General features: G+C 65.9%; 5 protein-coding genes and 3 rRNA genes. All 8 read left to right on the top strand.

Annotated features, from left to right (window positions below):
• The first annotated feature begins 151 nt into the window (after window positions 1-151).
• The 8 genes from ACTMMA_RS17245 (at window position 152) to recN (ending at window position 11460) form a co-directional block, all read left to right on the top strand.
• A 16S ribosomal RNA gene (locus ACTMMA_RS17245) occupies window positions 152-1672 on the top strand.
• 406 nt (window positions 1673-2078) lie between these two features.
• A 23S ribosomal RNA gene (locus tag ACTMMA_RS17240) occupies window positions 2079-5207 on the top strand.
• Window positions 5208-5290: 83 nt separating this feature from the next.
• Window positions 5291-5407, top strand: a 5S ribosomal RNA gene (rrf, locus tag ACTMMA_RS17235).
• Together the 16S, 23S and 5S rRNA genes form the textbook arrangement of a ribosomal RNA operon.
• Window positions 5408-5981: 574 nt before the next feature.
• The gene (locus tag ACTMMA_RS17230) at window positions 5982-6848 is read left to right on the top strand and encodes a tetratricopeptide repeat protein (protein WP_441191337.1); all 867 of its coding nucleotides are present in this window, start codon (window positions 5982-5984) and stop codon (window positions 6846-6848) included.
• Window positions 6845-7690 (top strand): HAD-IIA family hydrolase, encoded by an 846-nt coding sequence (locus tag ACTMMA_RS17225; protein WP_441191336.1) that lies wholly within the window; start codon window positions 6845-6847, stop codon window positions 7688-7690. Before ACTMMA_RS17230 ends, ACTMMA_RS17225 begins: the two co-directional genes overlap by 4 nt.
• 232 nt (window positions 7691-7922) lie before the next feature.
• Window positions 7923-8789 (top strand): TlyA family RNA methyltransferase, encoded by an 867-nt coding sequence (locus tag ACTMMA_RS17220; protein WP_441191335.1) that lies wholly within the window; start codon window positions 7923-7925, stop codon window positions 8787-8789.
• The gene (locus tag ACTMMA_RS17215; protein WP_441191334.1) at window positions 8786-9718 is read left to right on the top strand and encodes an NAD kinase; all 933 of its coding nucleotides are present in this window, start codon (window positions 8786-8788) and stop codon (window positions 9716-9718) included. Before ACTMMA_RS17220 ends, ACTMMA_RS17215 begins: the two co-directional genes overlap by 4 nt.
• Complete coding sequence (gene recN, locus ACTMMA_RS17210; protein ID WP_441191333.1) at window positions 9715-11460, top strand: DNA repair protein RecN; 1746 nt, start codon at window positions 9715-9717, stop codon at window positions 11458-11460. The genes ACTMMA_RS17215 and recN overlap by 4 nt, the downstream gene beginning before the upstream one ends.
• The last annotated feature ends 43 nt before the right edge of the window (window positions 11461-11503 follow it).

The raw sequence follows: 11503 nt of genomic DNA, 5'->3' as shown, positions 1-11503 counted from the left end.
GGTGTGTGTCCGATCCTTGAGAACTCAACAGCGTGTCAGTTTTTTGATGCCAAGTATTGTTTTGTTTGGCCACTGGTGCTTGTCGCCCCCCGCGGTGGGTGCTGGTGGTTTTTGTCAGGTTCTTGGCTCTCTTTTAGGGATCTAAGGGTTTTTATCGGAGAGTTTGATCCTGGCTCAGGACGAACGCTGGCGGCGTGCTTAACACATGCAAGTCGAACGATGAAGCCCAGCTTGCTGGGTGGATTAGTGGCGAACGGGTGAGTAACACGTGAGTAACCTGCCCTTTCCTCTGGGATAACTCCGGGAAACCGGTGCTAATACTGGATATGACTCCAACCTGCATGGGTATGGGGTGGAAAGATTTATCGGGATGGGATGGACTCGCGGCCTATCAGCTTGTTGGTGGGGTAATGGCCTACCAAGGCGACGACGGGTAGCCGGCCTGAGAGGGTGACCGGCCACACTGGGACTGAGACACGGCCCAGACTCCTACGGGAGGCAGCAGTGGGGAATATTGCACAATGGGCGAAAGCCTGATGCAGCGACGCCGCGTGAGGGATGACGGCCTTCGGGTTGTAAACCTCTTTCAGCTCTGACGAAGCTTTTGTGACGGTAGGAGCAGAAGAAGCACCGGCTAACTACGTGCCAGCAGCCGCGGTAATACGTAGGGTGCGAGCGTTGTCCGGAATTATTGGGCGTAAAGAGCTTGTAGGCGGTTTGTCGCGTCTGCTGTGAAATCCCGGGGCTTAACTCCGGGCTTGCAGTGGGTACGGGCAGGCTAGAGTGTGGTAGGGGAGACTGGAATTCCTGGTGTAGCGGTGGAATGCGCAGATATCAGGAGGAACACCGATGGCGAAGGCAGGTCTCTGGGCCACTACTGACGCTGAGAAGCGAAAGCGTGGGGAGCGAACAGGATTAGATACCCTGGTAGTCCACGCCGTAAACGTTGGGCGCTAGGTGTGGGTCCCATTCCACGGGGTCCGTGCCGCAGCTAACGCATTAAGCGCCCCGCCTGGGGAGTACGGCCGCAAGGCTAAAACTCAAAGGAATTGACGGGGGCCCGCACAAGCGGCGGAGCATGCGGATTAATTCGATGCAACGCGAAGAACCTTACCAAGGCTTGACATATACCGGAAACATCCAGAGATGGGTGCCCCGCAAGGTCGGTATACAGGTGGTGCATGGTTGTCGTCAGCTCGTGTCGTGAGATGTTGGGTTAAGTCCCGCAACGAGCGCAACCCTCGTTCTATGTTGCCAGCACGTGATGGTGGGGACTCATAGGAGACTGCCGGGGTCAACTCGGAGGAAGGTGGGGATGACGTCAAATCATCATGCCCCTTACGTCTTGGGCTTCACGCATGCTACAATGGCCGGTACAGAGGGCTGCGAAACCGTGAGGTGGAGCGAATCCCTTAAAGCTGGTCTCAGTTCGGATTGGGGTCTGCAACTCGACCCCATGAAGTCGGAGTCGCTAGTAATCGCAGATCAGCAACGCTGCGGTGAATACGTTCCCGGGCCTTGTACACACCGCCCGTCAAGTCACGAAAGTCGGTAACACCCGAAGCCGGTGGCCCAACCCTTGTGGAGGGAGCTGTCGAAGGTGGGACTGGTGATTGGGACTAAGTCGTAACAAGGTAGCCGTACCGGAAGGTGCGGCTGGATCACCTCCTTTCTAAGGAGCATCACGCCCCCCGGCTGTTTTGTCGGGTGGGTTTTGTGGCCTGCTGCGTGGGCGAGTGTCCCACGGTGGGTTGCTCTGGGTGGAACATCAAGATTCTGTCGCTGCCGCTGTTGGTGGTGGCCCGGTTGGTGAGTACGGCCTCTTTGGGGGTGGGGAAAGCTGGGGCTGTCGCTGGTGGGTGGTGGTGCTGACACGTTGTTGGGTCCTGAGGGATCGGGCCCCTTTGTCGTGGCTTCGTGGTGCCGGCTGTTGTGCTGGCCTGGGCGGGGTCGTGGAGGGGTTGGGTGTCTCTGGTTGTCCGGGGCCTTTGCTTGTTCCAGCTTGGTTGCTGGGGCCGGTGGGGGTTGGCCTGGTCGTATGTTGAGAACTGTACAGTGGACGCGAGCATCTTTGTGGCTTTTATGTTTTTAAGGGCGCACGGTGGATGCCTTGGCACCAGGAACCGAAGAAGGACGTAGGAATCTGCGATAAGCCTCGGGGAGTCGATAACCAGACATTGATCCGAGGATTTCCGAATGGGGAAACCCGGCTGGCTTCATCGCCAGTCACCCGCACCTGAATATATAGGGTGTGTGGAGGGAACGTGGGGAAGTGAAACATCTCAGTACCCACAGGAAGAGAAAACAACATGTGATTCCGTGAGTAGTGGCGAGCGAAAGTGGAAGAGGCTAAACCTTGTCTGTGTGATGACCTGTCAGGGGTTGCAGGCGAGGGGTTGTGGGAGTGTGTGTGCACGTGCTGACACGCGTGCGCGGAGTAAGAAATCGATGGTATAGGCGAAGGGTCTGGAAAGGCCTGGCGTAGACGGTGATACCCCGGTAGCTTAAATATTGTCGACTCCGTATCGCACCACCCAAGTAGTACGGGGCCCGAGAAATCCCGTACGAATCTGGCAGGACCACCTGCTAAGCCTAAATATTCCCTGGTGACCGATAGCGGACAAGTACCGTGAGGGAAAGGTGAAAAGTACCCCGGGAGGGGAGTGAAATAGTTCCTGAAACCGTGTGCCTACAATCCGTCGGAGCTGGACTGCGGTCTGGTGACGGCGTGCCTTTTGAAGAATGAGCCTGCGAGTTAGTGCTCAGTGGCGAGGTTAACCCGTGTGGGGTAGCCGTAGCGAAAGCGAGTCCGAACAGGGCGATCATAGTCGCTGGGTCTAGACCCGAAGCGGAGTGATCTACCCATGGCCAGGGTGAAGCGCGGGTAAGACCGCGTGGAGGCCCGAACCCACTTAGGTTGAAAACTGAGGGGATGAGCTGTGGGTAGGGGTGAAAGGCCAATCAAACTCCGTGATAGCTGGTTCTCCCCGAAATGCATTTAGGTGCAGCGTCATGTGTTTCTTGCCGGAGGTAGAGCTACTGGATGGCTGATGGGCCCCACCGGGTTACTGACGTCAGCCAAACTCCGAATGCCGGTAAGTGAGAGCATGGCAGTGAGACTGCGGGGGATAAGCTTCGTAGTCGAGAGGGAAACAGCCCAGATCATCAGCTAAGGTCCCTAAGCGTGTGCTAAGTGGGAAAGGATGTGGAGTTGCTGTGACAACCAGGAGGTTGGCTTAGAAGCAGCCACCCTTTAAAGAGTGCGTAATAGCTCACTGGTCAAGTGATTCCGCGCCGACAATGTAGCGGGGCTCAAGCACACCACCGAAGCTGTGGCAGTGACACTTTGCTCGGCCCACACTTGTGTGGGTCCAGGCGTGTTGCTGGGTAGGGGAGCGTCGTGTCGGCAGAGAAGCGCCCGAGTGATCGAGGTGTGGAGCCGACACGAGTGAGAATGCAGGCATGAGTAGCGAATGAAGAGTGAGAAACTCTTCCGCCGAATAACCAAGGGTTCCAGGGTCAAGCTAATCTGCCCTGGGTAAGTCGGGACCTAAGGCGAGGCCGACAGGCGTAGTCGATGGACATCCGGTTGATATTCCGGAACCGGCGAAGAACCGCCCAATACCGAATCATGTGATGCTAAACGCCCGAAGCCGTCGCATCCCCTTCACCTTCGGGTGGAGGTCGTGGCGGTCTAGCGCGTGACCCGAGCGTGTAGTAGGTAAGCGATGGAAGGACGCAGAAAGGTAGCCTCCGCGTGGCGATGGTTGTCCACGTCCAAGAGCGCAGGGCCGGGGAGAGGTAAATCCGCCCCATCAGTGCCTCAGGCTTGATAGTGACCGCGTATGCGGGAAGCAGGGCGATCCTATACTGCCAAGAAAAGTTTCTAGCGAGGTTCTAGCCGCCCGTACCCCAAACCGACTCAGGTGGTTAGGTAGAGAATACCAAGGCGATCGAGTGAATCGTGGTTAAGGAACTCGGCAAAATGCCCCCGTAACTTCGGGAGAAGGGGGGCCCGCGGCGTGAAACCCCTAGCGGGTTAGCGTCAAGGGCCGCAGAGACCAGGGAGAAGCGACTGTTTACTAAAAACACAGGTCCGTGCGAAGTCGAAAGACGATGTATACGGACTGACGCCTGCCCGGTGCTGGAACGTTAAGGGGACGGGTTAGCGCGCAAGCGCGAAGCTCAGAACTTAAGCGCCAGTAAACGGCGGTGGTAACTATAACCATCCTAAGGTAGCGAAATTCCTTGTCGGGTAAGTTCCGACCTGCACGAATGGCGTAACGACTTCTCCACTGTCTCAACCACGAACTCGGCGAAATTGCACTACGAGTAAAGATGCTCGTTACGCGCAGCAGGACGGAAAGACCCCGGGACCTTTACTATAGCTTGGTATTGGTGTTCGGTACGGCTTGTGTAGGATAGGTGGGAGACTGTGAAGCAGCCACGCCAGTGGTTGTGGAGTCAACGTTGAAATACCACTCTGGTCGTTCTGGATATCTAACCTCGGTCCGTGATCCGGATCAGGGACAGTGCCTGGTGGGTAGTTTAACTGGGGCGGTTGCCTCCTAAAAGGTAACGGAGGCGCCCAAAGGTTCCCTCAGCCTGGTTGGCAATCAGGTGTCGAGTGTAAGTGCACAAGGGAGCTTGACTGTGAGACAGACATGTCGAGCAGAGACGAAAGTCGGGACTAGTGACCCGACGGTGGCTTGTGGAAGCGCCGTCGCTCAACGGATAAAAGGTACCCCGGGGATAACAGGCTGATCCTGCCCAAGAGCTCATATCGACGGCATGGTTTGGCACCTCGATGTCGGCTCGTCGCATCCTGGGGCTGGAGTCGGTCCCAAGGGTTGGGCTGTTCGCCCATTAAAGCGGTACGCGAGCTGGGTTTAGAACGTCGTGAGACAGTTCGGTCCCTATCCGCTGCGCGCGTAGGAAACTTGAGGAGAGCTGTCCCTAGTACGAGAGGACCGGGATGGACGAACCACTGGTGTGTCAGTTGTCCTGCCAAGGGCACCGCTGATTAGCTACGTTCGGACGTGATAACCGCTGAAAGCATCTAAGCGGGAAGCACACTCCAAGATGAGGTTTCCATCACCCTTCGGGGTGGAGAGGCTCCCAGCTAGACTACTGGGTTGATAGGCCGGATGTGGAAGCACAGTAATGTGTGGAGCTGACCGGTACTAATAAGCCGACAACATAAAACAACAAAGATGTTACGCGTCCACTGTACGGTCTCTCGGGATACGAACACGCCCCCGGGCTAGATGTTCGAACAACTCGATAATGTTACGGCGGCCATAGCGTCAGGGAAACGCCCGGTCACATTCCGAACCCGGAAGCTAAGCCTGACAGCGCCGATGGTACTGCACTGGAGACGGTGTGGGAGAGTAGGACACCGCCGGACCACACTTCTAGGATGGGCCCTGATCGACACAGAGTGTTGGTCAGGGCCCATTCGCATGTCCGGCCCCAGATCGAGCCCCACAGGGGCAAGGAAGGCAGTACTCGTGGCTGAAGAGCGTGGTGACGGACGTCGCCAGGACCGTCCGCGGGGTCCCCGTGGCAACCAGGGGGGCCGGCGGGACGACCGTGGTCCCCGCCGTGACGGCCAGAGCCGCGGTCCCCGCCGGGAGTGGGAGGACCGGGGTCCCCGTCGCGAGGGTGAGGATCGCCGTCCCCGTCGTGATGGCGACGACCGCAGACCGCGCCGTGACGGTGATGAGCGTCGCCCCCGTCGTGTCTGGGAAGATCGCGGACCCCGTCGTGATGGCGACGACCGCAGACCGCGCCGCGATGGTGATGAGCGTCGCCCGCGCCGCGATGGTGATGAGCGTCGCCCGCGCCGCGACTGGGAAGACCGTGGCCCCCGCAGCGATGGTCAGGGCCGTGGTCCCCGCCGGGAGTGGGAGGACCGGGGTCCTCGTCGGGATGGCGACGACCGCCGCCCCCGTCGCGACTGGCAGGACCGTCCGCCGCGCGTGCGGGAGCCGGAGATCCCCGAGGACATCGAGGCGGGCGAGCTGTCCAAGGAGCTGCGCCACGAACTCCTGACGCTCAGCAAGGAGAACGCCGAAGGCGTGGCACGCCACCTGGTGGCCGTCGGGCGCGCGCTGGATGCCGAGGAGTTCGACATCGCGCTGGCGCACGCGGAGGCCGCGGCCAAGCGTGCCGGCCGGGTCGCCGGTGTGCGCGAGACCTTGGGCGTCGTGCACTACCGCCGTCAGGAGTGGGCCAAGGCCCTCGCCGAGTTCCGGACGGCCCGGCGCATCTCCGGGCTCGACCATCTCCTGCCGCTCATGGCCGATGTCGAGCGAGGCCTGGGCCGGCCGGAGCGCGCGCTCGAGCTGGCCGCCACCCGTGAGGCCTCCCGGCTGGAGCCCGCCGAGTACATCGAGATGGCGATCGTCGTCTCCGGTGCCCGTCTCGACCTGGGTCAGTCGGCCGCGGCGGTCCAGCACCTGCGTGACCTGGCCATGGCCGGCAGCCCCAAGGCCCCGTGGGCGGCCCGGCTGCGCTACGCCTACGCCGCGGCGCTGGAGGCCGACGGCCGGGAGGAGGAGGCTCTGGAGTGGTATCGCAAGGCCGCCGACGTCGACGCTCTCGGCGAGACCGACGCGGCCGAGCTGCTCGGCCAGGAGGAGGAGCCGATCTTCGTCGACCTCACCGGCGACCCGCAGCCTGAGCCTGACGCCCAGCCCGAGCCGGACGCCCAGCCCGAGCCGGACGCCCAGTCCGAGTCTGAGACCCAGCCCGAGCGTGACGCCGGGCGCCAGGTCGACGGAGAGCGTGATCGCGCGCCGGGGTCCGGAGATGGAGCGCAGGATCCGGGGGAGAGGAAGGCATGACCGTCCGGGGGCTGCTGTGCGACCTGGACGGTGTCGTCTACCGCGGCGACGAGGCGTGCCCCGGTGCGGTCGAGGGACTCTCCGCGGCCCGTGAGGCCGGCGTCCGGGTTCTCTTCATGACCAACAACGCCTCCCGCACACCGCAGGACGTGGCCGAGCACCTGACCGCACTCGGGCTGCCCACCGGCGCCGACGATGTCCTGACCGCATCTCAGGTGGCGGCCGCCGTCCTCGCCGACCGGTTCGCTTCCGGGGACGAGACGCTCCCGGAGGGGAGCACGATCCTGGCCGTCGGCGGCTCCGGCGTCGCCATCGCCCTGGCAGAAGCGGGTCTGGGGCAGGTCGGACCCGGAGAGGTGCGGCAGAGCCACGAGGACGGGGAGCCGTTGACCGTGGGGATGGTCGTGCAGGGCTACGGGCCGTCCGTGGACGCACTGGCCCTCTCCGAGGCCGCCTACGCCATCCGCGAAGGGGCCGGCTGGCTGGCGACCAACGACGACCGCACGATCCCCACGGCACGAGGTCTCGGTGTCGGCAACGGCTCGCTGCTGGCAGCCGTCGCCTCGGCGACCGGTGCCAGCCCCGAGGTGGTCGGCAAGCCGCACGCCCCCGCCTACGAGCACGCCGTGCGCCGGCTCGGGCTGCCGGTGGAGGAGTGCCTCATGATCGGGGACCGCCTCGACACCGACATCGCCGGAGCGGCACGGGCCGGGATCCGCAGCGCTCTGGTGCTCACCGGAGTGTCCCAGGAGGCCGACGTCGAGCAGGTCCCCGAAGAACTGCGGCCGGACCACATCGCCGCCACCATCCCGGATCTGGAGCACCTGTGGACCAAGAACTGACCCCCTCGGCAGCGACACCCGAAGCGACACCCGAACCGACGCCGACCGGGCACCCGACCACCGGCGACCGCGCGGTCGACGACGCACTGGCCGCCTTCGACCGCGCCATGTCTGGCGATCCCGCCACGCAGCTGGAGGCGGCCACCGAGGCCCACCGGGCCCTACAGGCTCGTCTCACCGCGCCCGCACCACCGCCACCGGCTCCCGGGGAGGCACGTCCAGGGCCTCGACGGTGAGCCCACGCCGCCTGGACCTCGAGCTGGTGTCCCGCGGCCTGGCGTCCTCCCGGACCCAGGCCAAGTCGCTCGTCGTCGGCGGCGCCGTGCAGGTGGACGGCGCCACGGTGACGCGTGCCGCATACCCCGTGGAGGAAGGGCAGCAGGTCGAGGTGAGCGGGCAGGCGGCCGGGGAGGCCGCCTGGATCACGGACGGGTGGGTCGGTCGTGGTGCGCTCAAGCTGGAGCACGCCTTCGCGGTATGGGGTGCTGCCGGCCTGGACGTCTCCGTTCGCCGCTGCCTGGACATCGGGGCCTCGACCGGTGGCTTCACGCAGGTCCTCCTCTCCCGCGGCGCCGCCCAGGTGCTCGCCCTGGACGTGGGCCACGACCAGCTGGACCCGCGCGTGGGAGGGCGTGCGGAGGTCGTCGACCTGTCCGGGACCACCGTCCGCGGTCTGACCGCAGAGACGCTCGGCGGCCGGGTCGAGGCGGTGGTCTGCGACGTCTCGTTCATCTCGTTGCGCCACGTCCTGCCGGTCCTGCCCGAGGTCTGCGAGCCGGGCGCCGACGTCGTCCTCCTCGTCAAGCCCCAGTTCGAGGTGGGCCCCACGGGGCTCGGCCGCGGCGGGATCGTCAGGTCCGCGCAGGCACGGGCGGCAGCGCTGCGTGAGGTCATCGCCGCGGCCACCGACCTCAGGCTGCGGGTCGGGGGAGTGGAACGCTCGCCGCTGACCGGCGGGAACGGCAACATCGAGTACCTTCTCTGGCTGCGCACGGCCGCGCCGGGTTCGAGCACCGTCTCCGGCATGATGGACTGGGGCCTGCCGCAGGAGACCCTGGCCGCACGGTGCGACGTTCTACGCGCAGAGGAGGAGACATGAGCCGCAAGATCATGCTCGTGACCCACCCGACGCGTCCCGAGATGCCGGAGATGGCGAGGGTCTTCGCCGAGCGCCTCGCCGCCCACGGGATCGAGGTCGAGGAGGTGCCCGAGGCGGCGCCCACGCACGAGGTGGTGCGCACCGGCCGCATCACGGCGCACAAGAGCCCCGTCCCGCCGCACGTGGACGCCAGCGACGCCGAGCTCGTGGTCATCTTCGGCGGCGACGGGACGATCCTGCGGGGGGCCGAGATCGCCAGGCCCGCGGGCACCCCGCTCCTGGGGGTCAACATGGGCCGGGTGGGCTTCCTGGCCGAGGCCGAGAAGGACGACGTCGACGCCCTCGTCGGTCGGATCATCGCGCGCGACTATCTCGTCGAGCGGCGCATGACCCTGGAGGTCGACGTCGTCCAGGACGGGGTCGTGGTGGCCCACAACTGGGCGCTCAACGAGGCCTCGGTGGAGAAGTCTGCGCGCGAGCGGATGCTCGAGGTCGCGGTCGAGGTCGACGGCCGGCCGCTGTCGACGTGGGGCTGCGACGGCGTGGTGATCTCCACGCCGACCGGGTCGACCGCCTACGCCTTCTCCGGCGGTGGTCCGGTGGTCTGGCCCGACGTCGAGGCCATCCTGCTGGTGCCGATCTCGGCCCACGCCCTCTTCGCCCGGCCGCTGGTGCTCGGCCCCGACTCCCACCTGGCCGTCGAGGTCGTGCCGCACTCCTACGTGGACGGCGTGATGTGGTGCGACGGGCGGCGGACGGTCGAGCTGCCGGCCGGGGCCCGGATCGAGGTGCGCCGCTCCGAGACGCCGGTGCTCCTGGCCCGGCTCGGCGACGACCCTTTCACCGACCGTCTGGTCGCCAAGTTCGCGCTGCCCGTGAGCGGGTGGCGGGGGCCGGCCGCCGGTGAGGACGGGGAGCCGCGGCAGTGACCCTGCGGCGCATCCGTATCCACCGGCTGGGAGTCATCGACGACGCCGAGCTCGACCTGAGCGACGGCCTCAACGTGATCACCGGCGAGACCGGCGCGGGCAAGACCATGGTGGTCAGCGGCCTCGGGCTGCTTCTGGGCGACCGTGCCGACGCCGGCCTCGTGCGTGACGGCGCTCCCGCAGCGGTCGTCGAGGGCGAGGTCGACGTCGCGCCCGACCACCCCGCGAGCATCCGGGTGGAGGAGGCCGGGGGAGACGTCTCCGACGGTCTCGTGCTGGTCAGGACCGTCGCCGCCCAGGGCCGATCCCGCGCGCACGTCGGTGGACGCAGCGCGCCGGTGTCCGTGCTCTCCGAGGTCGGGCAGCACCTCGTGGCCGTCCACGGCCAGGCCGACCAGTGGCGGCTGCGCGACGCGGACCAGCACCGCGTGCTGATCGACGACGCCGGTGGGGAGGAGGTCGCCCGGGCCCTCACCGCATACCAGGAGCGGTATGCGGCATGGCTCGCGGCGCGGGACCGGCTCGCCGAGCTGCGCAGCACCGCCGCCGACCGGGCCCGCCGGGTGGGGATGCTCAGGGCGGCCCTGGAGGAGATCGAGGCGGTCTCACCGGTGGAGGGCGAGGAGGACGTCCTGCGGGCCGAGACCGAGCGCCTCACCCACGCCGAAGAGCTGCGCAATGCGGCGCTGTCGGCGCACGACGTGCTGGTCGGCTCCGACGACCCGGCCGAGGACGCCCCGAGCCTGGTCGCCCTGGTGGCCGCGGCGGAGTCCGGCCTGGCTCCCGTCAGCGTGCACGACGAGCAGCTGGCCTCGCTGCGGACCCGCCTGGGGGAGATCGGCTACCTGGCCAGCGACCTGGCCGCGGACCTGGCCTCCTACGGGTCGGCCATCGAGGTCGACGAGGAGCGTCTCGACGAGGTGCACCGCCGGCGGGCCGACCTGACGGCGCTGCTGCGCAAGTACGGCCCCAGCACCGCAGAGCTGCTCGCCTTCGGGGAGAGCTCGGCCGCCGAGCTGGGCAGGATCGACGTCTCCGACGAGGAGCTGGAAGAGCTGGAGACCCAGGTGGAGGCGATGGCGGCGGAGGTCGGGGCCGCCGGCGGGACGCTGAGCCGGGCGAGGTCGGCCACCGCGGAGAGGGTGTCCCAGGAGGTCACCGCCGAGCTCTCGCACCTGGCGATGGGGTCGGCGGTGGTCGAGGTCCACGTGGCCGCCCGACCGGCGCAGGCCGACGACGACCGGGGCGTCCCGTTGCCGGACGGCGGGTGGGCCAGGGCCACGACCCACGGACTGGACGAGGTCGAGATCCGGCTGGCGGCCAACCCCGGCGCGCCCGCCCGGTCGGTGACCCGCGCAGCGTCGGGCGGTGAGCTGTCCCGGGTCATGCTGGCGCTGGAGCTCGTCTGCGCCCGGGGTCAGGTGCCGACCTACGTCTTCGACGAGGTCGACGCCGGCGTCGGGGGCGCGGCCGCTCTCGACCTGGGCGCCCGGCTGGCGGCGTTGGCCCGCTCGGCCCAGGTCATCGTGGTCACCCACCTCGGCCAGGTGGCGGCCTACGCCGACCGGCACCTCGTGGTGCGCAAGAGCACCGACGGACAGGTGACCAGCAGCGACGTGGCCGTCGTCGAGGGGCAGGAGCGCGAGGCGGAGCTGGCCCGCATGCTGGGCGGGGTGGCCGACTCACGGGCCGCGGTGGAGCACGCGCGCGAGCTGCTCGCCCGGCGTGAGGAGGTGGGCTGAGGTGGCACTGCCCGCCAACCAGGGAGGAGCACCCGGACAGGGG

This window comes from Ornithinimicrobium panacihumi (genome assembly GCF_052073805.1).
Taxonomy (GTDB): Bacteria; Actinomycetota; Actinomycetes; order Actinomycetales; family Dermatophilaceae; genus Ornithinicoccus; species Ornithinicoccus panacihumi.
The sequence above is the reverse complement of the archived record's forward strand: the minus strand, read 5'-3'. Positions and strand labels throughout refer to the sequence as shown.